We start from the raw sequence: 25,754 nt of genomic DNA on the forward strand, positions 1-25,754 counted from the left end.
TTCAGACTGGCAGGGTAGCCAAAGGTGAGCGGTATGTGGATAAACGGCGTAGAGCAGTTCGAACTTTCTGCGCGCGATCGCGCGGTGCAGTTTGGTGATGGCTGTTTTACCACTGCTGCGGTAGTGGCAGGCAAGATACAACTGCTGAACGCCCATTTGCAGCGATTGCAGGAAGGCTGTGAGCGTTTATTCATTCCCTTACCGGATATGGCGCAGCTGGCCGAGGAGATGCAGCATGCCGCCAATGGTCAAACCCAGTCCGTTTTAAAAGTGATTCTGACGCCAGGCGTCGGTGGACGGGGATATAGCCGAACCGGTTGCACAACCCCGACGCGCATCCTCTCCCTTTCTCCGTGGCCGCAACACTACACCACTTTGCAGCAGCAGGGCGCAGCGCTCATAACCAGCCCAGTGAGACTGGCGCGCAATCCACTGCTCGCCGGCCTCAAACATCTTAACCGACTGGAACAGGTGCTGATCCGTCAGCAGCTTGACTACACCGATGCTGATGAGGCGCTGGTGCTTGACACTGCAGGGACGGTGGTGGAATGCTGTGCGGCCAATTTATTCTGGCGCAAAGGTGATCAGGTTTTCACGCCGCGTCTTGAGCAAGCGGGTGTCGATGGCATTATGCGCCGTTATCTGATGGCGCAGATAGCGTCGGAAGGCCAGGCTTGTCAGTTGATTGAAGGAAGCAGGGAGGATGTGCTGAACGCCGATGAAGTGGTGATCTGCAATGCCCTGATGCCGGTTTTACCTGTGCGGAAAATTGACGATGTTTCGTTCACCGCACGCACGCTGTACCAGCAGCTGTATAACAGTTGCCAGAAGATGGAAGCATCATGACCCGAATGAAAAAAATACTCGCCAGCGCTGTGGCGATTGCCGGCCTCGCGGCGGCATTGAGTTATTGGCAGATTGAACGTTTTGCCGATACCCCTTTGACCATTAATCAGGAAACGATCTACACATTGCCCGCGGGTAGTGGTCGGGTCGTGCTGGAAGCGCAACTGGAAAGCCAACACATCATTCCGGAAAGTATCTGGTTTGGGCCGCTTTTGAAACTTGAGCCTGAACTCGCGAAGTTCAAAGCCGGCACCTACCGACTGGAAAGCAATATGACGGTAAGACAGCTGTTGCAGTTGCTGGCCAGCGGTAAAGAAGCGCAATTTCCGGTACGGTTTGTCGAGGGCTCGCGCCTGAAGGAGTGGTTGGCCGAACTGCGTCAAGCGCCCTATATCAAACATACGCTAACTGACGATCAGTTTGCGACTGTCGCCGCTGCGCTGAAAATGGATGCAAATCAGCTTGAGGGCGCTTTCTATCCCGACACCTATTTGTATACAGCTAACACCAGTGATATATCGCTGCTGGAGCGGGCACACACGCGCATGAATAAACTGGTGGATGAGATCTGGCAGGGGCGGATGGACAATCTGCCCTATAAAAATGAGCAAGATCTGGTCACCATGGCCTCGATTATCGAAAAAGAGACCGGCGTGACGGAAGAGCGCGCGCGCGTTGCCTCGGTATTTATTAATCGCTTGCGCACCGGCATGAAGCTGCAAACCGACCCTACCGTGATTTACGGTATGGGTGATAACTACACCGGTACGATTACGCGTAAAGACCTCGAAACGCCGACCGATTACAATACCTACACGATTAGCGGTTTGCCGCCTGGTCCTATCGCGATGCCAGGCCGAGCCTCGCTGGAAGCGGCGGCGCATCCAGAAAAAACCAACTATCTCTATTTTGTCGCGGATGGCAAAGGCGGACATACCTTTACCACCAATCTCGCCAGCCATAATAAAGCGGTGCAGGTCTATCGGCTGGCTATGAAGGAAAAAAATGAAAAGTAAGTTTATCGTCATTGAAGGCCTTGAAGGCGCGGGCAAAACCACTGCGCGTGATGCCATTGTGGCGGTGCTGCATGAGCAGGGTATCGACGATGTGGTGTTCACCCGTGAGCCCGGCGGCACGCCGCTGGCAGAACAATTACGCGTGCTGGTGAAGCAGGGAATTGATGGCGAACAGGTGACTGACAAAGCCGAACTGCTGATGCTGTATGCCGCCCGTGTTCAATTGGTCGAGAACGTGATTAAGCCTGCGTTAGCGCGTGGCGCCTGGGTGGTTGGTGACCGTCACGACCTCTCATCCCAGGCTTACCAGGGCGGTGGCCGTGGCCTGGATACGCAGTTGATGGCCACCCTGCGCGATGCGGTATTGGGCGACTTCCGTCCGGACTTGACCCTCTACCTGGATGTGACACCGGAAATTGGCCTGCAACGCGCGCGTGCTCGCGGGGAACTCGATCGTATTGAGCAAGAATCACTGCGTTTCTTTGAACGCACACGTGACCGCTATCTGGCGTTGGCTGCCAGCGATGACACCATTTTAACCATTGATGCCACACAAAATATTGCAGAAGTGACATCGTCACTTAAATCAGCGCTACAAAAATGGCTGGCAGGTCAGGCGGCATGAACTGGTATCCGTGGCTGAATCAGCCCTATCGGCAGATTATCAGCCGTCATCAGAGCGGTCAGGCACACCATGCCTTGCTGATACAGGCCATTAATGGCATGGGTGACCATGCGTTAGTGTGGGGTGTTAGCCGCTGGTTAATGTGCCAACATCCGGAAGGCTTGAAGAGCTGCGGCCATTGCCACGGCTGCCAGCTGATGCAGGCGCAGACGCATCCTGACTGGTATCGTCTGGAAGCAGAAAAAGGCAAATCTTCACTGGGTATTGATGCGGTTCGTGACGTCACCGAGAAGCTCTACCATTTTGCTCAGCAGGGCGGAGCAAAGATTGTCTGGTTGCCGGATGCGGCGCAGCTCACTGAAGCCGCCGCCAATGCGTTGTTGAAAACGCTGGAAGAGCCTCCTGCCAACTGCTGGTTTTTCCTCAGCGTCCGTGAGCCATCACGTTTGCTGGCAACCTTGCGCAGCCGCTGCATGACATGGCATCTTTCCCCACCAGAAGAGTTGCCCAGTTTGCAATGGCTGCAGAAACAGTTGCCGCAATCCGAGCCAGTACTGCGAGCCGCTCTGCGCTTGAGCAATGGCGCACCTGCTGCGGCGTTGACCCTGCTGCAGCCTGAGCGTTGGCAGGCACGTGAGAAGCTGTGTGAAACCTTGCTCAGCGCGTTGAACCGCGATGTACTGCAACTGCTGCCCGCGCTGAACAGCGACGATGTGGCAGAGCGCCTCAGCTGGCTGATTTCATTACTGGTGGATGCCATGAAAGTGCAGCAGGGTGCCAGCAACTGGTTAAGCAACGGCGACCATCCTGAGGTCGTATCGCAACTGGCTCAGCAGCTTAACAGCAGTGCTCTCAACGCCAGCGCCCAGCAGTGGATGCAGTGTCGTGAGCAACTGTTGCATGTCGCCGCCCTGAACCGTGAACTGATTTTGACCGATCGCCTGTTAGCCTGGGGACGCTTAATGTCGCCCATGGCGGTCGGCTAAGCGTAAAAGAGAGAAGTATGTTTATTGTTGATTCGCACTGCCATCTTGATGGCCTGGATTATGAGAAGCAGCATCGCGATCTGGACGATGTGATCGCCAAAGCCGCCGCGCGTGACGTGAAGTTTATGCTGGCGATTGCCACCACGCTGCCGGATTACTACAAGATCAAGCAACTGGTCGGCGACAGGGAAAACATCGCCCTGGCGTGCGGCGTGCATCCGTTAAATCAGGAAGCACCGTACGATGTCGAAGAGTTTCGTCGACTGGCAGCTGAAGAGCAGGTGATTGCACTGGGCGAAACCGGGCTGGATTATTTCTATCAGCAGGAGACCAAAGCGCAGCAGCAAGCCTCGTTCCGTGAACACATCCGTACCGGCATCGCGCTGAATAAGCCGATCATCGTACATACCCGTGATGCACGTGAAGACACGCTGGCAATCCTGCGTGAAGAGCAGGTGGAAAAATGTGGTGGCGTGTTGCACTGCTTTACTGAAGATAAAGAGACTGCGGCGCAGTTGCTGGATATGGGCTTTTATATCTCCTTCTCCGGCATTTTGACCTTCCGCAATGCTGAGCAGATTCGTGATGCCGCGCGTTATGTGCCGCTGGATCGCATGCTGGTCGAGACTGACTCGCCGTATCTGGCGCCGGTTCCGCATCGTGGCAAAGAAAATCAGCCAGCTTTTACGCGCGATGTCGCGGATTATATGGCTGTGCTGAAGGGTGTGGATATCGAAACCCTGGCTGCAGCGACCACAGAAAACTTCTCGCGTCTGTTCCATGTCCCAATGAGCCGACTCGGCGGCTAATCCGCTTTATTTTAAACTCCGTATTAATTCTATAATCACTGACCTGTGCGGCATATAACGCGGCACGGGCAGTGATTTATTGCTGTTTCTCCAGGCAATTCAGTCAAAAACAACAGAAAGCAAGCGTTCGTCTTGAGCGAAACGTGATAGCCGTCAAAGTAACAAATATCGATTTATTTTACCCTTCGTAATAAATCAAAAGACGCTCAGCGTCACCCCGGTGAAGGATCCTCCCCCTTTGCCAGCGCACTGCGCAAATATGCACTCATACTCAGGAGCTTTTATGTTCAAGAACGCATTTGCGAACCTGCAAAAAGTAGGTAAATCGCTAATGTTGCCGGTATCGGTTTTGCCGATTGCCGGTATTTTATTAGGTGTTGGTTCGGCTAACTTCAGCTGGTTGCCTGCTGTCGTTTCACATGTCATGGCGGAGGCGGGCGGTTCCGTGTTCGCCAACATGCCGCTGATCTTTGCGATTGGCGTGGCGCTCGGTTTTACCAATAACGATGGCGTATCGGCGCTGGCTTCCGTGGTGGCTTACGGCATCATGGTGAAAACCATGGCGGTGGTTGCACCACTGGTGTTGCACTTACCGCCAGCGGAAATTGAGGCCAAACACCTTGCCGATACCGGGGTGCTGGGCGGGATCATTGCCGGCTCCATCGCCGCGTATATGTTTAACCGTTTTTATCGCATCAAGCTGCCTGAATATCTTGGCTTCTTCGCCGGTAAGCGTTTTGTGCCGATCATTTCCGGTCTGACCGCGATTTTCACTGGTATCGTGTTGTCCTTTATCTGGCCACCGATTGGTACCGCGATTCAGGATTTCTCCCAGTGGGCAGCCTATCAGAACCCGGTGGTGGCGTTCGGCATTTACGGTGTCGTTGAGCGTTCGCTGGTGCCGTTTGGTCTGCACCATATCTGGAACGTGCCTTTCCAGATGCAGATTGGTGAGTTCACCAACGCCGCAGGTCAGGTGTTCCACGGTGATATCCCACGCTATATGGCGGGCGATCCAACCGCAGGTAAACTCTCTGGCGGCTTCCTGTTCAAAATGTACGGTCTGCCTGCGGCTGCGATTGCTATCTGGCACTCGGCTAAGCCGGAAAACCGTGCTAAAGTGGGCGGCATTATGATCTCCGCCGCGCTGACCTCGTTCCTGACCGGTATCACCGAACCGATTGAATTTTCGTTTATGTTTGTGGCGCCGATTCTGTATGTGATCCATGCGATTCTGGCGGGTCTGGCATTCCCAATCTGTATTCTGCTGGGCATGCGTGATGGCACCAGCTTCTCACACGGTCTGATTGACTTTGTGGTGCTGAGCGGTAACAGCAGCAAGATCTGGTTGTTCCCGATTGTCGGTATCATTTACGGCCTGATTTATTACACCGTTTTCCGTGTGCTGATTGTGAAATTGAATCTGAAAACACCTGGACGTGAGGACACTGCAATGGAGCAGAGCAGCGCTACCGGTAGCGAGATGGCAGGCAAACTGGTGACTGCATTTGGTGGTAAAGAGAATATTACCAATCTTGATGCCTGTATTACGCGTCTGCGTGTGAGTGTCGCGGATGTGGCAAAAGTGAATCAAACTGAACTGAAAAACCTCGGCGCGCGTGGCGTGGTGGTGGCCGGTTCCGGTGTTCAGGCGATTTTCGGGACCAAGTCCGATAACCTGAAAACTGAGATGGATGATTATATTCGTAATATGTAAAGGATTGGGCTCGGCCTGAGGTCAAGGTCAAGGCAGAGGCCGAGCCTGTGCGATGAAGCGGCGGCAGATCGTAAAGACGCCATAAACCATCCCTGGGGCTCGGCCCGCGACATCCCTGTCGCGGGACGCTTTACTCCTCTGCCGCCGCTCCCTCGCACCTCACCTTAGGTGCGGTATGGGATAAAACCCTCGTTCCTCACTGGACTTAGCAGACTCATCGCCAGAAATTAGGGTATCGGTGTTAGCGGCATTTGGTAGTCATGCTACGTTTCACGGCCTATGGTTCCTGTCACGCGTCGCTATACATGTCTGCCGTCGCTATCTCCCACTTCAACGTAAATGCGATTACAGATAAACCCGCAGATACTCCGTCAGACACAGCAGCGCCATCGCCTGACCATAGGGCATCGACGTCAGCGGTACCTGGCGGTAATACTCCAAATCGCTGCCCATTGCGGTGCCAAACGACACCTGTTTTAACTCCCCGTCTTCATCAATATTGGCGATCACGCCACGCAAGGCTTTTTCGGCCATTGGGCGATACTCGTCAGACAAATACCGTTTACGCACCGCTTTGAGAATTCCATAAGCGAATCCCGCCGTGGCAGACGCTTCCGGATAGCTTTGTGGGTCGTCGAGTAGGGTATGCCAGAGACCGCTGCTGTGCTGACAAGCGGCTAATGCCTTGACCTGACTGGCCAATACCTGCTGCAGGAAACGACGCGTGGCATGTTGTTCCGGCCAGTTCATCATTTCGAGGAAATCCGGGATCACGATGGTCAGCCAACTGTTGCCGCGTGCCCAGCGGGCATTAGCAAAATTGTGTCGGCCATCGAAGGTCCAGCCGTGGAACCACAAACCGGTTTGACGATCCATCAGGTATTGAGTGTGGATCAGGAATTGATAGCTGGCTTCTTCAACAAACTCCGGGCGATCGAGTAACTGGCCAATCTTCGCCAGCGCCATCACGCTCATCATTAAGGTGTCGTCCCACAGCTGCTGGGTATTTTCGTTGTTGTAAACGATGTGCTGTAGACCGCCTTGCTCAGTGCGCGGCATTTCATACATCACCCACTCAGCCCAGCGTTCCAGCACCGGCCGCCATGCTGCATGACCGGTCTCTTCATAACGATAAGCCAGCGTCAGGAATGGGCATACCGTGTTCACGTTCTTTGTCGGTGTGCCTTCTGCTAAGCGCGCGCTAAACCAGTCATCGATAATCTTCAGGGTTGCCTGATCGCCCGTCTGCTGGGTGTAATGCAGCATGCCATATAGCCCGATGCCGTGCGTCCATTCCCAGCCAGCCCAACCCTTAGTGTCAATGACGCGGCCATCATCCAGCCGCAGCAAAAACTCGCCGCTGTGATCGGTGATATTGACCAGATTGTCAGTGAGTTTGTGGATGAGTTGCACTAATTCACTGCGTGGCAACAGGTATTCAGGCTGGCACAACAAGGCGCTGTGTTTTACAGGAAATACAGTCATGGTTCATTCCTATCGTTAATCAGGGTAGGGAGAGAGTGAAGCGTGCCGCGATGCGTGGATAGCGCGAGCGCTGCGGGCTTGTTACGGTTGAGGTAACCGACGTTGTTGTTGCCCCATAAGTTTTCATATGGCATACCCGCCAGGGTTTCGACGATGGTGCGCGCCTGCGGTGTTATACGTTCCGGGACCACACGGCCCGCTTCACGCATCTTCAGCGTCTCTTCGCGCAAAACAGTGTGGGTATGCAGATTCAGTTTGAAGCGCAGCGACACAATAAAGCCGCAGATCAGCACCCCAACGGTGCCGACGCTGAGGATCAGCAGAATGGTATGGCCCACCGCAGGAATCTGTTCAGTTTTACCGGAGGTGAAACCCGCCAGCTGCAACATGATGCCAACGATCATCACGGCACCGGCCTGCGAGGCTTTACGCGTCAATGTCATGATCCCGGCGAATATGCCTTCACGTCGCTGTCCGGTGATCACTTCATCGACATCGGCAATATAGGTGTAGGTATTCCATGGCACGTAGTTGATGCCGCCACGTCCTAAACCGGCGAAGGCCGAGATCAGCACTAACAGCGCGAAGTTATCGTTCATCCCGCTGTACCACAGTCCAGCGTAGGAGAGGGCGCTGAGGCCAAACAGCATCACCACCAGACGATAGGCTGGGGCCGGTCCGAGGCGTATACACAGCGGGATCATTGCCATCACCGCTATAAATTGCAGCACCGCCATCGTTCCCATCAGGCTGGAAGCGATTTGCGCGCTCTGCATCAGTACAAACACCACGTACCAGGTAAATACCGCATTAAAGACGTCCTGAGCGATGTAACCGCCCAGATACATGCCGAGGTGTTGACGGAAGATACGAATGCGCAACGTGGAGGCCAGCTCGATATACAGTCGTTTCAGGCTTTGGAACAGCGAGAGTTGCGCCTTTTCTTCTTCAGCCCGACGTGACTCGGCGGAAAAATCCTCCGGCGCGCGTTCCCAGGTGAAGCGCCACACCAGGAATAGCACCAGCGCACAGATGACCGAGAACACCAGGCTGGCATAAAAGAAGGAGATGGGATTCTCTTTGCCAAACCAGCCAATCAGGATGCCTGGCAGGAAGGCGGCCAGAATCGATGACAGTTGTGCCAGCGCGATACGTGCGCCGGAGAAGCGGGTCTTTTGTTTAAAGTCGTCGGTCATCTCCGGCACCAGCGTTTCGTACGGCACCAGAATCATGGTGTATACCATATCGAACAACAGATAGGTCAGCAGATACCACCAGAAACTCATGTCGCCGATCCACATCAGGCTATAACTGAACACGCACGGGATACCGAGCAGGATAAAGAACTTGCGGCGACCGAAGCGCTTGCCAAGCCAGGTGGATCCGAAGTTATCGGTGAGAAAGCCCATTAACGGGCTGACGACCGCATCCAGCACGCGGGCTGCAGCAAAAATAAAGGTGGCTTCAATCGGCGAAAGCCCACAGAAGGTAGTGTAGAAATAGAGCAACCAGGCGGCGGTAAGCGCCGTGGTGCCGGCGCCGAGGAAATCCCCGGAACCGTAAGCCAGATAATGGCCCAGACCAATCTTACGAGACTGCATGGCAGCTTCTCCTTGAAATCGACGGATGACACATCCCTCATTGCTCCGTACTGCTTGCCCGGATTGGATAGAAAGTAGAGCGCCGCGCAACGGCAAACCTTCGTGATTTGGCAAGGGTTGTCGGTTGAGTGGCAAAAACACAAAGAAACTGGCGTGATATCTCTAATTTATAAAACAGCGTTTCATTTTGGTGATCTGCGATGGCGTAAATTTGAGAGGGAGAGCACAGCAATGCTGTCTGGGGGATGAAATGGCGTAAAGGCAGCCATTTAACAGAAGAAAAGTGGTACTGAGGTTGAAAGCAAACGAATTCCTCGCGCATACTGCCTGACTGAACTCAGGCTTAAGGAAATGCACCATGGCTGAAGAAACCATTTTCAGTAAGATCATTCGTCGCGAAATCCCCGCCGACGTGGTTTATCAGGACGAACTGGTCACCGCCTTCCGCGATATTGCGCCTAAAGCGCCAACGCACATTCTGATTATCCCTAATGTATTGATCCCCACCACCAATGACGTGCAGGAAGCACACGAGCATGCGTTAGGCCGTATGATTACCGTGGCGGCGAAAATCGCGAAACAGGAAGGGATTGCCGAGGATGGCTATCGTCTGATCATGAACTGTAATCAGCATGGTGGTCAGGAGGTTTATCATATTCATATGCACCTGGTCGGCGGTCAGCCGCTGGGTCCGATGCTGTCTATTTAACCTCAGGCGGACCTTGTGATGCGTCAATGGCTGAGTGGCCTGCTGTTGCTGACCCTTGTCGGGTGCAGCAGTGACAAACCGATGATCAACACCTCGCAATCGCTGGTAATGGAATCTTCCGTGCTTTCTGCGGGCATCATTACCGACGAACCCACGCTGGCCAGCCGTGATGGGCAGATGCGCGCCTCAAGTGTGCTCTATAATCAGCGGGAAACGCCGGTGACCGTTCACTATCGTTTCTATTGGTACGACGAAAAGGGGCTGGAGATAACACCGGAAGAGCCGGCTCAAACTCAAATCGTCCCGGCGCATGGCAGCACTGAAGTTGTCTCGCAAATCGGTAACCTGACCGCCAGTAAGGTGCGTCTCTATCTTTATCTCTGAGGAGTAACCTGTGATTCGCAGTGTAAAACGTTCCAGCGCGCTGTTATTTGCGTTGATGCTCACCGGTTGTGTGGTGAAACAGCAAACCCCAGCGCCGGTTGAACCGACCCAGCCGACGACGCCAACCCAACCGGAGCAGCCACCTGTGCAGCCGGTATCGCCGCCGGAAACGGTGCCGCAGCCGCCAAAACTGAAAACCATTAACTGGAATGCCAGCGTGCAGCCGTTAGTCGGGAATATGGTGCAGTCTGCTGGTGTGAATCCAGGCAGCGTGCTGCTGGTGGATCGCATCAAGAACAGCACCAACGGAGCGTTGCAGAGTGATAAAGCCACCGACGCCATCCAGAATGCGCTGGCAAACAACGGCAAATTCACGCTGGTGACGCCAGAACAGCTGGCACAGGCAAAACAGACGCTGGGCTTATCCGCCGATGACAGCCTCAATTCGCGCAGCAAAGCCATTGGCCTGGCACGCAATGTCAACGCGCAGTATGTGCTTTACAGCAGTGCTCAGGGCGATGTGAAAGCGCCAACGCTGCAGATGCAGCTGATGCTGGTGCAGACCGGTGAAATTATCTGGTCAGGCAATGGTATTGCTCAACCCTGATCCCATACTGCAACAACGGATTCAGCAACAATGGCCGACGGCGCAAGCTGCCGGTCATTTTTTCGCGCTGCCGGGATTGAGTGGCAACAGTGTGCGGGTGAAAACCGAGCAGGGTGAGCTGCTGGCGCGTCGTGCGCCACAGCAACCGCTCCCGTTTGTTGATCGCCAACGCGAATATCGCATCTTGCGTCGAATGCGTGCTGCGCAACTCGGGCCGACGCCACTGGATTGGCATCATCCCTGGTTATTACAGAGCTGGTTGCCCGGCGAGGTGCTGACTCCTGAGCAATTCAATCAACAGCGTGATGCGGTGCTTGCCTTGCTACATCGCCTGCATCAGCAGCCGCTGACAGGCTATCGCTTGCGACTGACACCGCTGTTGCAACACTACTGGCAGCTGTGTCAGCAACGCCACTGGCGCTGGCAACATCAACTGCAGCGCCTGATCAGGCAGGGTGAACCCCGGCCGTTACGCCTCGTGCCGATTCATATGGATGTTCACGCGGGCAATGTGATTGCCACGTCAGACGGCTTACGTCTCATCGATTGGGAATATTCTGCCGATGGCGATGTGGCATTGGAACTCGCGGCGCTCTGCGCGATCGATGGTGAACACCCAATCGACTGGATTGCGGGTTACGCGCAACGCAGCCAGCTTGACGAAGCGCGACTTAAGCGACATATGCGGCGCTGGCAGCCGTGGCTGCATCTGCTGATGGCGAGCTGGTATCAGCTGCGTGCTGAACAGAGCGGTGACCCTCATTTGCAACAGCTGGCGCAGGCCAGCTGGCAGGATCTCTAACTCAGGATTGTAACCATGACCATGAATACCCCCGGCCCATTAATGCTGGATGTTGAAAGCTACGAACTCGACGCCGAAGAGCGCGAGATTCTGAAGCATCCGCTGGTGGGCGGACTGATTCTGTTTGCCCGCAACTTTCACGATGTGGATCAGCTGGCGGAACTGGTACGCCAGATTCGCGCTGCTTCGCGTAATCGTTTAGTGGTCGCCGTGGATCAGGAAGGCGGACGGGTGCAGCGCTTCCGTGAAGGCTTTACCACACTCCCGGCGATGCAATCTTTTGCCGCCTTGCACGATATCGCCACCGCGGGTGAAGTGGCACAGCAGGCGGGCTGGCAGATGGCCGCGGAAATGATTGCCATGGATATCGATATCAGCTTTGCGCCGGTGCTGGATATCGGCCACATCAGCGCGGCGATTGGCGACCGTTCCTTCCACGAAGATCCGACGATTGCATTGCAAATTGCTCGCCGTTTTATCAACGGCATGCACGAAGCGGGCATGAAAACCACCGGCAAACATTTCCCCGGCCACGGTGCGGTGAGCGCTGACTCCCACAAAGAGACCCCGCGCGACCCGCGTGATGCCGCCACACTGCGCCAGCATGATATGGCGATCTTTAAGCAGTTGATTGATGAGCAACTGCTGGATGCCGTGATGCCGGCGCACGTTATCTATACTGAGATCGATCCATTACCTGCCAGCGGCTCACCTTATTGGCTGCAAACCGTGCTGCGTAAAGAACTCGGTTTTAACGGGGTGATTTTCTCCGACGATCTGTCGATGGAAGGTGCTGCGGTAATGGGCAGTTATGCTGAGCGCGCACAGCAGTCGCTCAATGCGGGCTGCGATATGATCCTGGTGTGCAATCAGCGTGCCGGGGCGGTAAGTGTGCTGGATAACTTGACGCCGATCCAGGCGGAGCGTGTCACGCAGTTATACCATCAGGGACGTTACACTCGAGAATCACTGCAATCCAGTGAACGCTGGAAGCAGAATCATCATCAGCTGAGCGCATTACAGGAGCGCTGGCTGGAGCATAAAGCGTCGGGCAGATAAGCGTCGCTGCCCGGATTTCATTCCACGCTGAGGATAATCATGATCATCTATCTGCACGGTTTTGATTCCAATAGTCCGGGCAACCACGAAAAAGTGCTGCAACTGCAGTTTATTGACCCGGACGTCAGACTCATCAGTTACAGCACGCAACACCCCAAACATGACATGCAGTTTCTGCTGAAAGAGTGCGATAAATTGCAGCAGCAGGGCGGTGACGCGTATCCCTTGATTTGCGGGGTGGGGCTGGGTGGTTACTGGGCCGAACGTATCGGTTTTCTCTGCGGTATGCGTCAGGTGATTTTCAATCCCAACCTATTCCCGTATGAGAACATGGAAGGCAAGATTGATCGTCCGGAAGAGTATCTGGATATCGCCACCAAGTGCGTCAGTGATTTTCGTGAAAAGAATCGCGATCGCTGCCTGACCATTTTGTCCCGCCATGACGAGGCGCTGGATAATCAGCGCACGGCCGCACAACTGCATCCTTTCTATGAAATCGTGTGGGACGAACAGGCCAGCCATAAATTCAAGAACATCTCGCCGCATTTACACCGCATTAAGGCCTTTAAATCCCTTGCCTGAGCCTCCGCGCGCCGTGTGATGCGGCGCACAAAACGTTTAACATTCTGATAATGCGCTTGAAAGATTGATGTACATCAATTTTCTTATGATATGTCGTTAGCGCCGTGATATTCTGCCCTCAGCTCGCGATTTAACGTCGCCAACCCTATGTTTATTAAGGTTTTTAGTAACCATTAATTAACTATTGGTTTACAACTTTGAGGGGGTCTTTGTTGACTACATCTATGGAAAAAATCGTCATTATTGGCGGTGGTGCCGGCGGCTTAGAGCTGGCAACGCAGCTCGGTCACAAGCTGGGCAGGAACAAGAAAGCCGAGATTATTCTCGTCGATCGCAACCACAGCCATCTGTGGAAGCCATTGTTGCATGAAGTGGCAACCGGTTCGATGGACGAAGGGATCGATGCCCTGAGCTATCTGGCGCACGCGCGTAATCACGGTTTTCAGTTCCAGCTGGGTTCGTTGACGCAAATCAACCGCGAAAACAAAACCATTGAGCTGGCGGAAATCCGTGATGCTAACGGTGAATTACTGGTACCGCAGCGCGAGATGGCTTATGACCGTCTGGTGATGGCGCTGGGCAGCACTTCCAATGACTTCGGCACTCCGGGTGTGAAAGATCACTGCATCTTCCTCGATAACCCGCATCAGGCTCGTCGTTTCCACAACGAGATGCTTAACCTGTTCCTGCGCTTCTCCGCCAGTGAAGGTAGCCTGGAAAAAGTGAACATTGCGATTGTCGGCGGCGGTGCCACCGGCGTTGAGCTGTCAGCAGAACTCTATAATGCCGTGAAGCAGCTGCACAGCTATGGCTACAAAGGCCTTGATAGCTCTGCACTGAACGTGACGCTGGTGGAAGCCGGTGAGCGTATTCTGCCAGCATTGCCACCGCGCATTTCTGCTGCGGCACACCAGGAACTGACCAAGCTCGGCGTGCGCGTCCTGACGCAAACCATGGTGACCAGCGCGACAGAAGAGGGGCTCAATACCAAAGGCGGCGAATTTATTAATGCTGACTTGATGGTGTGGGCTGCCGGTATTAAAGCGCCGGACTTTATGAAAGAGATTGGCGGGCTGGAAACCAACCGCATCAATCAGTTGGTGGTGAAAGACACGCTGCAAACCACGCTGGATGATGACATCTACGCGATTGGTGACTGCGCCTCCTGCGCACTGCCGGGCGGCGGTTTTGTGCCACCGCGCGCGCAGTCTGCACACCAGATGGCGTCACGCGCGCTGGAAAATATTCTGGCGCAACGCAAAGGCAAACCGCTCAAAGCCTACGTCTATAAAGATCACGGTTCTCTGGTATCACTGTCGCGCTTCACCACCGTGGGTAGCCTGATGGGTAACCTGATGCGCGGCTCGATGATGGTAGAAGGGCGCATTGCGCGTTTCGTCTACCTTTCTCTATATCGCATGCACCAGATTGCGCTCCATGGATACTTCAAAACCGGCCTGATGATGCTGGTCGGTAGCCTGAACCGCGTGCTGCGTCCTCGCCTCAAGTTGCACTAATGTTTTCGGGCGGTCCTCTGCCGCCCGATGCCGCTCTGCCTGCCGTAACCCGCTGAAAAACGACAATTCAGTTTAAGGTTACGGCGGTATTTCAGCCTCTCTCAGAACTCTCCGAAAAACTGGCCCTGACGGCTTTCCGCTGCGTTTCCTCCATTAATCTGATGTTGCAATTACGGACCATCTGTAAAACTTATATCCACAAACACGGCGCGTCGCGCACGCCGGTTATGCCTCGGCTACACAGGATTTCGTAGCGGCAGGAATGCGCGGTAACAACATTCAGGAGGACATTCCTGTGAATAAATCAATGTTAGCGGGTATCGGTATCGGCGTGGCAGCAGCGTTAGGGGTTGCCGCCGTCGCCAGCATGGATGTCTTTGATCGCGGCCCGCAGTATGCACAAGTTCTCTCGGCTACGCCGATTAAAGAGAGCATTAAACAACCGCGACAGGAGTGTCGCAACGTGACGTTAACGCATCGTCGTCCGGTACAGGATGAGAACCGCATCGCCGGTTCGGTACTGGGTGCAGTGGCGGGCGGCGTGCTCGGTCACCAGTTTGGTGGCGGTCGTGGGCGCGATGTCGCAACGGTAGCGGGCGCGCTGGCGGGCGGTTACGGTGGTAACCAGGTGCAGGGGGCACTGCAGGATCGTGATACCTACACCACCAACGAGCAGCGTTGCAAAACCGTTTATGATAAACAGGAAAAAATGCTGGGTTATGATGTGACCTATAAAATAGGCGACCAGCAGGGCAAAATCCGCATGGAAAATGACCCTGGCACCCGCATTCCGCTTGACCGTAATGGTCAGCTGATCCTGAATTCGAATCAGGCCTGATTGGGCAAAGACACGTCACAGCAGCAGTAACGAAAAAAGCGCCGTAAGGCGCTTTTTTTATGGTGGCTATCGGCGCGGCGAGATTCATCTCGCGTCCCGATAGCCACCATGTTGCATGCAGAAGCGCAATGTATCGCTTCGCCAGGCGAGATGCGGCTGAGGACGCTAAATCCGGTTCTTCGCCAGCTCGGCAATGAAGCCCTGAATCCACTCCATCCGCACTTTGCGCTCTTCCAAATCACGAGTGAATCTCAGACGGGTCGGACCATCCAACTTCCACTGTTTAGGATCTTTTTGCAGCAGGCCAATCAACCAACCAGGATCGACATGATTCTGCGGCGCGAACTCGAAGAATCCGCCTTTTTCACTGGCTTCAATTTTACGCACGCCCAGTTCTCGCGCCACCAGACGTAAAGCCGCCACATCCAGAAGGTTGCGCGCCGCATCCGGCAACTTGCCAAAACGATCGATCATCTCAACCTTCAGTTCAGCCAGTTCCTGCTCGTCACTGGCTGAGGCAACGCGTTTATAGAGTGACAAACGCGTGTTCACGTCCGGGATAAAGTCATCCGGCAGCAGCGCAGGCATGCGCAGTTCGATTTCGGTCTGGTTGCTGGTGAGATCTTCCAGCGATGGCTCGCGCCCGGCCTTCAGCGCATCCACGGCGTTTTCCAGCAGTTCCATATACAGCGTGAAACCGATCGTTTCCATCTGGCCGCTTTGATCTTCGCCCAGCAGCTCGCCGGCACCGCGAATCTCAAGATCGTGCGTCGCCAGCGCAAAGCCCGCGCCCAGGTCTTCCAGCGAGGCAATCGCCTCCAGACGCTTCTGCGCATCAGTGGTCATGGCTTTTGGATGCGGCGTTAACAGCCAGGCATAGGCCTGATGGTGTGAGCGCCCGACGCGGCCACGCAGCTGATGCAGCTGCGCCAGGCCAAAGTGGTCAGCACGCTCAATGATGATGGTGTTGGCGCTCGGCACATCAATACCGGTTTCGATGATGGTGGTACACACCAGCACGTTAAAACGCTGGTGGTGGAAATCATTCATCACCCGTTCCAGCTCGCGCTCGCGCATCTGGCCGTGGCCGATGGCGATGCGGGCCTCCGGCACCAGCTCCGCCAGCCGCTGTGCGGCTTTTTCGATGTTCTCAACATCGTTGTAGAGATAGTAAACCTGACCGCCGCGTAAAATTTCACGCAGCAGCGCTTCACGCACCACCAGGCTGTCGTACTCGCGCACAAAGGTTTTCACTGCCAGACGGCGGGCTGGCGGTGTTGCAATGATCGACAGATCGCGCATGCCGCTCATCGCCATATTCAGCGTACGCGGGATGGGGGTAGCAGTGAGCGTCAGGATATCAACGTCCGCGCGCATCGCTTTAATACGCTCTTTATGACGCACGCCAAAACGGTGCTCTTCATCGACAATCAACAGACCGAGATCGTGCCATTTCAGGTCGTTTGACAGCAACTTATGCGTGCCGATCAGAATATCCACTTTGCCTTCACGTGCCTGTTCCAGCACCTGACTCTGCTCTTTCGCGCTACGGAAGCGTGACAGCATCTCAATGCGCACTGGCCAGTTGGCGAAACGGTCGCGGAAGTTATCGTAATGCTGCTGCGCCAGCAGGGTGGTGGGCACCAGCACGGCGATTTGTTTGGCATTCTCCACCGCGAGGAAGGCGGCGCGCATCGCCACTTCAGTTTTACCAAAGCCTACGTCACCGCACACCAGACGATCCATTGCCAGCGGCTGGCACATGTCGCTCAGCACCGCATTAATGGCCTGGCCCTGATCCGGCGTAGTCTCAAACGGGAAGCCTTCGCAGAACAGTTGATACTGATCGCGATCGTGCTTAAAGGCGAAGCCGGTTTTGGCCGCGCGTTGGGCGTAGATATCCAGCAGTTCGGCCGCCACATCACGCACTTTCTCCGCCGCTTTCTGGCGTGCGCGTGACCAGGCATCGCTGCCCAGCTTGTGCAGCGGGGCATTCTCATCCGCGCCACCCGCATAACGGCTGATCAGGTGCAGTGATGAAACGGGCACGTACAGCTTGGCGTCGCCCGCATAGGAGAGCATCAGATATTCCGCGACAATGCCGCCGGCTTCCAGTGTAGTCAGGCCAATATAACGGCCCACACCGTGTTCCAGATGCACCACCGGCTGGCCGGGATGTAGCTCGGCGAGGTTGCGGATCAACACATCGGGATTGATGGTACGGCGATTATCCTGGCGACGACGGCTGACACGCTCACCCAGCAGGTCGCTTTCACAAATCAACGCGCGATGGCCCGCGCTATCAATAAAGCCGCGTTCGCTGGCACCAATCATTAAACTGTGCGGCTGTTTGGCGGCTTCTTCAAAGCGTTCAATCGGCTGTGGGCGCAGTTTGATGCGCGCCAGCAATTCCTGCAGGCTTTCACGACGGCCTTCACTTTCTACTGAGAAAATGATCTGCCCATCAAACTGCTCCATGAACTGACGCAGCAGATCGAGTGGCGCTTTCGCCTGGGCCTGCACCGTCAGTTCCGGCAGCGGTTGATAGCCGAGATTGGTATTGGCGGCTTTTTCTGGCAGCGTTTCGCTGCTGAGCTGCATGCGTGGCCAGGCTTTCAGTTCGCCGAGCAACGCGTCCGGGCGCAGCCACAACGTTGCAGGCTCCAGCAGCGGGCGCATAGGATCGATGCGGCGATTGTCGAAACGCGCGACAGCATCCTGCCAGAAGCGATCGGCGCTGCCGTGCAGATCGCCACTGTTGAGTACCAGCGTGTTAGCAGGCAGATAGCTGAACAGGGTAGGCAACTCCTGCTCAAAGAACAGCGGCTGCCAGTATTCGATCCCGGCAGGCAGCGTGCCTTTGCTCACCTGCTGATAGACATGCTCCGGCTCGCGGCGCACATCAAATAGCTCGCGCCAGCGGCTGCGGAACAGCTCAATCGCCGCTTTATCAGTGGGAAACTCGTGCGCAGGCAGCAAATTGATGGCGTCAACCGCTTCCAGCGTGCGTTGGCTGTCCGCATCGAACAGGCGCAGGCTGTCAATTTCGTCATCAAAGAAGTCGATACGATAGGGCTGATCGCTGCCCATTGGGAACAGATCCAGCAGCGCGCCGCGCGTGGCGTACTCGCCGTGCTCCATCACCTGATCGACATGGCGATAGCCAGCCTGCTCCAGCTGATCACGCAGCGCATCGCGCGAGAGTTTTTGCCCCTGCTTCATCACCAGCGCATGTCCATGCAGGAAGCTGTGCGGACAGACGCGCTGCATCAGCGTGTTGACCGGCATAATCAGCATGCCGCGCGTCAGATTGGGCAGTTGATAAAGGGTGGAAAGACGGGCAGAGATAATGTCCTGATGCGGCGAGAAGCTGTCGTAAGGCAGCGTTTCCCAGTCGGCGAGATTGGTGACCGGCAGATCGGTGAACTGGCGAATCTCCTCCTGCAGACGCAGGGCAGATTGCATATCCGGCGTAATCATCAGCACCGGACCCGGGTGGCGTTCGGTGATACTGGCGCACTCAACCGCCTGCGCGGCACCAATCAGTTCGCCGAGCTGACGATGATCGCCCGCTTTCGCAGGCAGGGTATAACGACTCTGTTCCGACATAAGGACTCGACATTCTCTCCTTGGATTCCAGGGCGTCATCATTCCATAATCTGCCCCCAGGATCATCTGTCGCGGTGCTATTTCTCATCGCCCTTCATACTTCGCGCTGTGGCCGCGTTAGCTGCGTCTGCGAACCCCGGTCACTTACTTGATTGCTGTGTGTAGTGCATGCGCGGACGATCGACGTTAGCCCAGGACAGCTCTTTTTCCAGATGATAGCTGTGGTTGCCGTCGTCCCACTTCACGTAATAGCCGGTTGCCGCATCTCCCTGTTCAAAGACGTTGACGATCTCGCCTCTGATTTCTCCCGATTTGTGTTTCACGATACTGCCCTTCGGAAATCTGAACATGGGTATACTCCTTTTCGCCCGGCATCTTTCGCACCGTGGCGGCGTTGGCTGCGCCTGCTAACCCCAGTCACTTACTGATGTAAGCTCCTGGGGATTAGCAGGCTTGCCGCCTTGCCACAGCACGAAATCTTTGGGCTGACTGCGGTGCTGATTAAACGGGCATACTGCGGTGCCGGCTGGACATAAATTTGTGCTACATGGAGAAGTCTACCGCAGGGTATGCCTAATAAACGCACAATAAGTATCATTATTTTGTCGCAATTTTATGCATTGACGCAGATTGCGACGTATTTGGATGCAACTTTGCCACAGACTCAGAGGGTTAGAGGTTTCATAAACAGGGCTGCTCCTTTATCATCCCACTACTTATTTTCAGGCAACTGCCAAGACGGATCTCATGTATCAACCAGTCGCGTTATTCATCGGTTTGCGCTACATGCGTGGACGTGCCTCAGACCGCTTCGGTCGCTTCGTCTCCTGGCTTTCCACCATCGGTATCACGCTGGGCGTGCTGGCGCTGGTCACCGTACTGTCGGTGATGAACGGCTTCGAGCGTGAGCTGGAGGGCAATATCCTCGGCCTGATGCCGCAAGCGTTGGTCACCAGCGACAAAGGCAGCATCAATCCACAACAGGTGACGGCGGAGAGCCTCAAACTGCAGGGCGTCACGCGTGTGGCCCCGCTGACCACCGCTGATGTGGTGCTGCAAAGCGCGCGCAATGTCTCAGTGGGCGTGATGCTGGGCATCAACCCGGACGAACAAGACCCACTCACCCCTTATCTTGTGAACACGCAACAGAACGTGCTGCAACCGGGCCAATACAATGTGATTCTCGGTGAACAGTTGGCGTCTCAGTTGGGCGTTAAACGTGGCGACCAGCTGCGTCTGATGGTGCCGACGGTGAGCCAGTTTACGCCGGTGGGCCGCTTGCCAAGCCAGCGTATCTTCACCGTTGCAGGCACCTATGCTGCCAACAGCGAAGTCGATGCCTATCAGATTCTGGTGAATCAGCAGGATGCCTCCCGCGTGATGCGCTATCCGCTGGGTAATATCACCGGCTGGCGTTTGTGGCTGGATAAACCGCTGAATGTGGATGCCTTCAGTGAACAGCACCTGCCGGATGGCCTGACGCTGAAAGACTGGCGCGAGCGCAAAGGCGATCTGTTCCAGGCGGTACGCATGGAAAAAAACATGATGGGGCTGCTGCTGAGTCTGATCATCGCGGTGGCGGCGTTTAACATCATTACTTCACTCGGCCTGCTGATCATGGAAAAGCAGGGCGAAGTGGCGATTCTGCAAACGCAGGGCTTAACCCGCCGACAGATCGTCGCGGTGTTTATGGTCCAGGGCGCCAGTGCCGGCATTATCGGCACCTTGCTCGGTACGCTGCTCGGCGTGCTGCTCGCCAGCCAGCTGAATAATTTGATGCCAGTGATTGGCCTGTTCCTGGATGGCGCGGCGTTGCCGGTTGATATCAACGTCTGGCAGGTGGTCACGATTGCGCTGGTCTCGATGATCGTTGCGCTGCTCTCAACCCTTTATCCGTCATGGCGCGCTGCCGCCGTTCAACCCGCTGAGGCTTTACGTTATGAGTAATATCCCCTTGTTGCAGTGTCGTGACCTGTGCAAACGCTATCAGGAAGGCAGCGTGCAGACCGATGTGCTGCGCAATGTGGCTTTTAGCCTGCAGCCAGGCGAACTGACGGCCATCGTTGGCAGCTCCGGCTCGGGTAAAAGTACCTTACTGCATCTTCTCGGCGGCCTCGATGCGCCCACTTCGGGTGACGTGGTGTTCGACGGCAAATCACTGAATGGGATGTCTTCTGCCGCTAAAGCCGAACTGCGCAACCGCGAGCTGGGCTTTATCTATCAGTTCCACCATCTATTGCCAGACTTCACGGCACTGGAGAACGTGGCGATGCCATTGCTGATCGGCAAAACCGCAAAAGCGGAGGCCGCCTCGCGCGCGCTGGAAATGCTGGCAGCGGTCGGACTGGAAAAACGCGCTGCGCATCGTCCTTCTGAGCTGTCGGGCGGTGAGCGTCAGCGTGTCGCAATCGCGCGTGCGCTGGTGAACCGTCCGCGCCTGGTGATGGCGGATGAACCGACCGGTAACCTGGACGCGCGTAATGCCGATGCGATTTTCAAACTGCTGGGCGAGCTGAATCAGCAGCAGGGCACCGCATTTCTGGTGGTGACGCACGATCTGAATCTGGCTAAACGTCTGAATCGCCAGATGGAGATGCGCGACGGTCAGCTGAGCGAGCATCTGACGCTGGGAGCCATCTGATGGGTTCGTCATTATCCCTGCTGCTTGGCCTGCGCTTCAGTCGCGGTCGGCGGCGTGGTGGCATGGTCTCACTGATCTCCATCATCTCGACCATCGGCATCGCCCTGGGTGTTGCCGTGTTGATTATTGGCCTGAGCGCGATGAACGGTTTTGAACGCGAGCTGAACAAGCGCATTCTGGCCGTGGTGCCGCACGGTGAAATCGAGCCGGTGAATCAGCCTTTCCGCAACTGGCAGCCGATGATCGCACCGATTGAAAAGGTGCCGGGTATCGCGGCAGCGGCGCCTTATGTTAACTTCACCGGCTTGATTGAGAGCGGCGCGAAGATGCAGGCGCTGCAGGTGAAAGGTGTCGACCCGCAACAGGAATCACGTCTGAGCGCTTTGCCGAGCTTTGTCGATGCCGATGCGTGGCAGCAGTTCGGCGCAGATAAACAGCAGATCATCCTCGGTGGTGGCATTGCCAAATCGCTCAACGTGAAACAGGGCGATTGGATCACCATCATGATCCCGAACAATGACGGTGAAAATAAGCTGCTGCAACCGAAACGTATTCGTCTGCAGGTATCAGGCATTCTGCAACTCAGCGGCATGCTGGATCATAGCCTGGCGCTGGTGCCGCTGGCGGATGCGCAAAAATATCTTGATATGGGCGACAGCGTCAGTGGCATCGCGCTGAAGATGAGCGATCCCTTCCAGGCGCAAAAACTGGTGCGCGATGCGGGTGAAGCCACGCATTCCTATGTCTATATCAAGAGCTGGATTGGCACCTACGGTTACATGTACCGCGATATCCAGATGATCCGCGCGATTATGTATCTGGCGATGGTGCTGGTGATTGGCGTGGCCTGTTTCAATATCGTCTCCACGTTAGTGATGGCGGTGAAAGACAAGAGCAGTGATATTGCGGTGCTGCGCACGTTGGGTGCTAAAGATGGCCTGATCCGTGCCATTTTTATCTGGTATGGCTTGCTGGCCGGATTGCTCGGCAGCATCAGCGGCGTGGTGGTGGGCGTGCTGGTGGCGCTCAACCTGACGCCGATCGTGCGTGGGCTGGAGCACCTTACCGGTCATCAGTTGCTGGCGGGGGATATCTACTTCATTGATTTCCTGCCATCGGAGCTGCACTGGATTGATGTGATTTCGGTGCTGGTGACCGCCATCCTGCTCAGCCTGATTGCCAGCTGGTATCCGGCGCGGCGTGCCAGTCGAATCGATCCGGCTCGCGTACTGAGCGGACAGTAATGATAAAAAACGCAGCCGCCTTCGCGGCTGCGCACATTTTCAGCGTCTGTGGCATGCAGCCGTCATGCGCAGCCGCTATTATCGGGAACCATTATCCCGAGCCAAACACCCGACATGCGGTGACAACCACCGCAGCATAAGGAGCTTTTATGCGCATACCGCGCCGCCGCCTACGACTCGCCCGCGACAAGAAAAATCGCCGCAAAGTGCATCAGCGCTTTCGCCAGCGCATCTTTGAACGCGATCGCAAAGCTGAACTGGCTGCGCACCCGCAACCGCGCGTCGTGGTACTGACCGGCGCTGGCATCTCCGCCGAGTCAGGCATTCAAACCTTCCGCGCTGCCGACGGATTATGGGAAGAGCATCGGGTTGAAGATGTTGCTACACCAGAAGGATTTCATCGTAATCCCGATCTGGTGCAAGGATTCTACAATGCGCGCCGCCGTCAGTTGCAACAGCCGGAGATTCAGCCAAATGCCGCGCACAAAGCGCTGGCCGAACTTGAACAGGTGCTGGGCGACAACTTCCTGTTGGTGACGCAGAACATCGATAATCTCCATGAGCGGGCAGGCAGTCAGCGCGTGTTGCATATGCACGGTGAATTGCTAAAAGTGCGCTGTGAAAGCAGTGGTCAGGTGCTGGATTGGACGGAGGATGTTAAGCCGGACGATCGTTGCACCTGCTGCCAGTTCCCGGCCCGACTCCGTCCGCATGTGGTGTGGTTTGGAGAAATGCCGCTCGGCATGGAAGAGATTTATCAGGCGATCGAGAAAGCCAATCTGTTTATCGCCATTGGCACCTCCGGGCATGTCTATCCCGCCGCCGGCTTTGTGCATGAAGCAAAACTGCAGGGTGCGCATACCGTTGAGCTTAATCTGGAGCCGAGTCAGGTGGGCAATGAGTTCGCGGAAAGCCAGTACGGCTTGGCCAGTGAGGTGGTACCGGATTTTGTGCATACCTTTCTACGCGGGCTGTATAAGTAAGACGATACATGGTTAAGCACTTTGCGCTGAGAACGCTAACCTGAAGGATAATGATTTGACGCAACATGGCGCGCCTCACGCGCCATGATAATAACGCAGGTTCTTTAGAGGGATGACAAATGGATCAATTACTTGAGCGTTTTCTCAGTTATGTGGCCGTAGAAACTCAGTCAAAACCGCAGGCGCGTCAGGTGCCCAGCAGTGAAGGGCAGTGGACGCTGGCGCGTCAGTTACAGGAAGAGCTGATTGCACTGGGATTTGTTGATGTGTCCCTGAGCGATCACTGCTGCGTGATGGGCACTTTGCCCGCCAACGTTGACTGGCCGACCCCGGTGATCGGCTTTATCTCGCATATGGATACGTCACCGGATTTCACCGCTAAAAACGTCAATCCGCAGATTATCGAAAACTACCGTGGCGGCGATATTGCGCTGGGCAACGGTGACGAAATTCTCTCGCCGGTGATGTTCCCGATTCTTCACAAATTGATTGGCCATACGCTGATCACCACCGATGGCAAAACCTTGCTGGGCGCAGATGATAAAGCGGGTATCGCTGAAATCATGACGGCGATGGCGCGACTGGTGAAAGAGAATATTCCGCACGGCGCGATTCGTGTGGCATTTACCCCAGATGAAGAGATTGGACGCGGCACCTCTCATTTCGATGTTGAAGGTTTTGCAGCGGACTGGGCGTACACCATTGATGGCAGCGATCTCGGCGAATTTGAATTTGAAAACTTCAATGCAGCAACCGCGATGGTGAAAATCACCGGCAATAACGTGCACCCCGGCAGTGCGAAAAACGTCATGGTGAATGCACTGGATCTGGCGATGCGTTTCCACGCCGAGCTGCCCGCCAAAGAAAAACCGCAGTTCACCGACGGTTATGAAGGCTTTTTCCATCTGCATACCATCAAAGGCACGGTTGAGCATGCCGAGTTAATGTATTTGATTCGTGATTTCGACGCCGACAGTTATGAACAGCGTAAACAGCTGCTGGAAGAGATTGCTGCGCGCGTTGGGAAGGGGCTGCAGGCTGAATGCTCAGTGAAAGTAGAGATTAGCGACAGCTACCGCAATATGCGTGAGAAAGTTGAGCCACATCCGCAGATTATTGAGCTGGCGCTGCAGGCCATTCGTGATTGCGGGATTGAACCGGTGGTGAAGCCGATTCGCGGTGGCACCGACGGCTCTGCGCTATCGTGGAAAGGCTTGCCTTGCCCGAACTTGTTCACCGGCGGCTATAACTACCACGGTAAACACGAGTTCGCGTCATTAAATGTGATGTCGCAGGCGGTGGATGTGATTGTGCGCTTGTCTGCGCTGGCAGCAGAGAAGAAATAGTATGAAAAAGGCCTGCTAAGCAGTAATGCCGATCAGTTAAGACAAAAATGATCGGTTGAACGATCCGGCAGTTCTGCAAAAATCCGTAATCTCTCAGGGATTACGGATTTTTTTATGCTTCTCAGTCAGGCTCTCGATATCGTTCATCACTTTACGCCTCAGGAATTCTCGACGCTTTCTGATCTCCTTTCTCCTGAGCTCATTGATGAGTGTCTTGCTGATACCGGCACAGTGACGTTACGAAAGCGCCGGTTATCGATGGAAATGATGGTCTGGGCTGTGACCGGCATGGCACTTTTTCGCTCCCATTCGATGACCCAGCTCGTCTCACACCTGGATATCCTTCTG

The 25,754-nt window shown here is 55.2% G+C and carries 24 protein-coding genes; 20 read left to right on the forward strand and 4 right to left on the reverse strand.

From position 1 onward, the window contains the following. Window positions 1–33: 33 nt before the first annotated feature. From pabC to ptsG, 6 genes are all read left to right on the forward strand, one after another. The gene (gene pabC / locus CRO33_RS22205) at window positions 34–846 is read left to right on the forward strand and encodes an aminodeoxychorismate lyase (protein WP_097119618.1); all 813 of its coding nucleotides are present in this window, start codon (window positions 34–36) and stop codon (window positions 844–846) included. Then, window positions 843–1,862, forward strand: a complete 1,020-nt coding sequence (gene mltG, locus CRO33_RS22210) for an endolytic transglycosylase MltG (RefSeq protein WP_097119619.1) — start codon at window positions 843–845, stop codon at window positions 1,860–1,862. The genes pabC and mltG overlap by 4 nt, the downstream gene beginning before the upstream one ends. Continuing rightward, window positions 1,852–2,487 carry a dTMP kinase gene (gene tmk, locus CRO33_RS22215; RefSeq protein WP_097119620.1) on the forward strand — a complete coding sequence of 212 codons (636 nt, stop codon included), beginning with the start codon at window positions 1,852–1,854 and terminating at the stop codon, window positions 2,485–2,487. Before mltG ends, tmk begins: the two co-directional genes overlap by 11 nt. Continuing rightward, window positions 2,484–3,473: a DNA polymerase III subunit delta' gene (gene holB, locus CRO33_RS22220; protein WP_097119621.1), complete on the forward strand. Its 990-nt coding sequence runs from the start codon at window positions 2,484–2,486 to the stop codon at window positions 3,471–3,473. Before tmk ends, holB begins: the two co-directional genes overlap by 4 nt. Before the next feature lie 17 nt (window positions 3,474–3,490). Further along, the gene (locus CRO33_RS22225; RefSeq protein WP_034830707.1) at window positions 3,491–4,282 is read left to right on the forward strand and encodes a metal-dependent hydrolase; all 792 of its coding nucleotides are present in this window, start codon (window positions 3,491–3,493) and stop codon (window positions 4,280–4,282) included. Window positions 4,283–4,565: 283 nt separating this feature from the next. Beyond that, on the forward strand, window positions 4,566–5,999 hold the full coding sequence (gene ptsG, locus CRO33_RS22230; protein WP_058959578.1) for a PTS glucose transporter subunit IIBC: 1,434 nt from the start codon (window positions 4,566–4,568) through the stop codon (window positions 5,997–5,999). A 345-nt stretch (window positions 6,000–6,344) separates the two neighbouring features. Here the strand turns inward: ptsG and bglB are convergent, their stop codons facing one another. Further along, window positions 6,345–7,484 (reverse strand): beta-galactosidase BglB, encoded by a 1,140-nt coding sequence (gene bglB / locus CRO33_RS22235; RefSeq protein ID WP_097119622.1) that lies wholly within the window; start codon window positions 7,482–7,484, stop codon window positions 6,345–6,347. Beyond that, complete coding sequence (locus CRO33_RS22240; RefSeq protein WP_097119623.1) at window positions 7,481–9,085, reverse strand: MFS transporter; 1,605 nt, start codon at window positions 9,083–9,085, stop codon at window positions 7,481–7,483. Before CRO33_RS22240 ends, bglB begins: the two co-directional genes overlap by 4 nt. A gap of 358 nt (window positions 9,086–9,443) precedes the next feature. On the opposite strand from CRO33_RS22240, the gene hinT reads away from it, so the two are divergent. From hinT to CRO33_RS22280, 8 genes are all read left to right on the forward strand, one after another. After that, the gene (gene hinT / locus CRO33_RS22245; RefSeq protein ID WP_097119624.1) at window positions 9,444–9,794 is read left to right on the forward strand and encodes a purine nucleoside phosphoramidase; all 351 of its coding nucleotides are present in this window, start codon (window positions 9,444–9,446) and stop codon (window positions 9,792–9,794) included. An 18-nt stretch (window positions 9,795–9,812) separates the two neighbouring features. After that, window positions 9,813–10,178, forward strand: coding sequence for a YcfL family protein (locus CRO33_RS22250; protein WP_058959574.1), 366 nt, complete (start codon window positions 9,813–9,815; stop codon window positions 10,176–10,178). A 10-nt stretch (window positions 10,179–10,188) separates the two neighbouring features. Continuing rightward, entirely contained in the window at window positions 10,189–10,785 is a 597-nt protein-coding gene (gene lpoB, locus CRO33_RS22255; RefSeq protein WP_097119625.1) for a penicillin-binding protein activator LpoB, read from the forward strand. Beyond that, complete coding sequence (thiK, locus tag CRO33_RS22260; protein WP_441339776.1) at window positions 10,745–11,587, forward strand: thiamine kinase; 843 nt, start codon at window positions 10,745–10,747, stop codon at window positions 11,585–11,587. Before lpoB ends, thiK begins: the two co-directional genes overlap by 41 nt. A gap of 15 nt (window positions 11,588–11,602) precedes the next feature. Further along, window positions 11,603–12,646 (forward strand): beta-N-acetylhexosaminidase, encoded by a 1,044-nt coding sequence (gene nagZ, locus CRO33_RS22265; protein ID WP_097119627.1) that lies wholly within the window; start codon window positions 11,603–11,605, stop codon window positions 12,644–12,646. A 39-nt stretch (window positions 12,647–12,685) separates the two neighbouring features. Further along, window positions 12,686–13,228 carry an alpha/beta hydrolase YcfP gene (gene ycfP, locus CRO33_RS22270; protein ID WP_034822066.1) on the forward strand — a complete coding sequence of 181 codons (543 nt, stop codon included), beginning with the start codon at window positions 12,686–12,688 and terminating at the stop codon, window positions 13,226–13,228. Window positions 13,229–13,440: 212 nt separating this feature from the next. Continuing rightward, entirely contained in the window at window positions 13,441–14,745 is a 1,305-nt protein-coding gene (locus tag CRO33_RS22275) for an NAD(P)/FAD-dependent oxidoreductase (protein WP_097119628.1), read from the forward strand. Between the two features lie 295 nt (window positions 14,746–15,040). Next, on the forward strand, window positions 15,041–15,583 hold the full coding sequence (locus CRO33_RS22280; protein ID WP_034822117.1) for a glycine zipper 2TM domain-containing protein: 543 nt from the start codon (window positions 15,041–15,043) through the stop codon (window positions 15,581–15,583). A gap of 165 nt (window positions 15,584–15,748) precedes the next feature. Here the strand turns inward: CRO33_RS22280 and mfd are convergent, their stop codons facing one another. Both mfd and CRO33_RS22290 read right to left on the reverse strand, forming a co-directional pair. Beyond that, window positions 15,749–19,192, reverse strand: a complete 3,444-nt coding sequence (gene mfd / locus CRO33_RS22285) for a transcription-repair coupling factor (RefSeq protein ID WP_097119629.1) — start codon at window positions 19,190–19,192, stop codon at window positions 15,749–15,751. Between the two features lie 140 nt (window positions 19,193–19,332). After that, entirely contained in the window at window positions 19,333–19,542 is a 210-nt protein-coding gene (locus CRO33_RS22290) for a hypothetical protein (protein WP_034822057.1), read from the reverse strand. A gap of 397 nt (window positions 19,543–19,939) precedes the next feature. On the opposite strand from CRO33_RS22290, the gene lolC reads away from it, so the two are divergent. The 6 genes from lolC to CRO33_RS22320 all read left to right on the forward strand — a co-directional run. Next, window positions 19,940–21,139 carry a lipoprotein-releasing ABC transporter permease subunit LolC gene (gene lolC / locus CRO33_RS22295; RefSeq protein WP_097119630.1) on the forward strand — a complete coding sequence of 400 codons (1,200 nt, stop codon included), beginning with the start codon at window positions 19,940–19,942 and terminating at the stop codon, window positions 21,137–21,139. Beyond that, on the forward strand, window positions 21,132–21,833 hold the full coding sequence (gene lolD / locus CRO33_RS22300) for a lipoprotein-releasing ABC transporter ATP-binding protein LolD (RefSeq protein WP_097119631.1): 702 nt from the start codon (window positions 21,132–21,134) through the stop codon (window positions 21,831–21,833). Before lolC ends, lolD begins: the two co-directional genes overlap by 8 nt. Next, window positions 21,833–23,077: a lipoprotein-releasing ABC transporter permease subunit LolE gene (gene lolE / locus CRO33_RS22305; RefSeq protein ID WP_097119632.1), complete on the forward strand. Its 1,245-nt coding sequence runs from the start codon at window positions 21,833–21,835 to the stop codon at window positions 23,075–23,077. Before lolD ends, lolE begins: the two co-directional genes overlap by 1 nt. Before the next feature lie 149 nt (window positions 23,078–23,226). Further along, window positions 23,227–24,060: a Sir2 family NAD+-dependent deacetylase gene (gene cobB / locus CRO33_RS22310; RefSeq protein ID WP_034822045.1), complete on the forward strand. Its 834-nt coding sequence runs from the start codon at window positions 23,227–23,229 to the stop codon at window positions 24,058–24,060. Between the two features lie 119 nt (window positions 24,061–24,179). Next, window positions 24,180–25,406, forward strand: coding sequence for a peptidase T (pepT, locus tag CRO33_RS22315; RefSeq protein WP_038647552.1), 1,227 nt, complete (start codon window positions 24,180–24,182; stop codon window positions 25,404–25,406). Between the two features lie 114 nt (window positions 25,407–25,520). Further along, window positions 25,521–25,754 (forward strand): transposase domain-containing protein (locus CRO33_RS22320; RefSeq protein WP_176505811.1); only part of this gene is annotated, 234 nt, incomplete at its 3' end.

Origin of the sequence: Pantoea sp. GL120224-02, from assembly GCF_900215395.1 — a bacterium.
In the GTDB taxonomy this organism is placed as follows: domain Bacteria; phylum Pseudomonadota; class Gammaproteobacteria; order Enterobacterales; family Enterobacteriaceae; genus Pantoea; species Pantoea communis.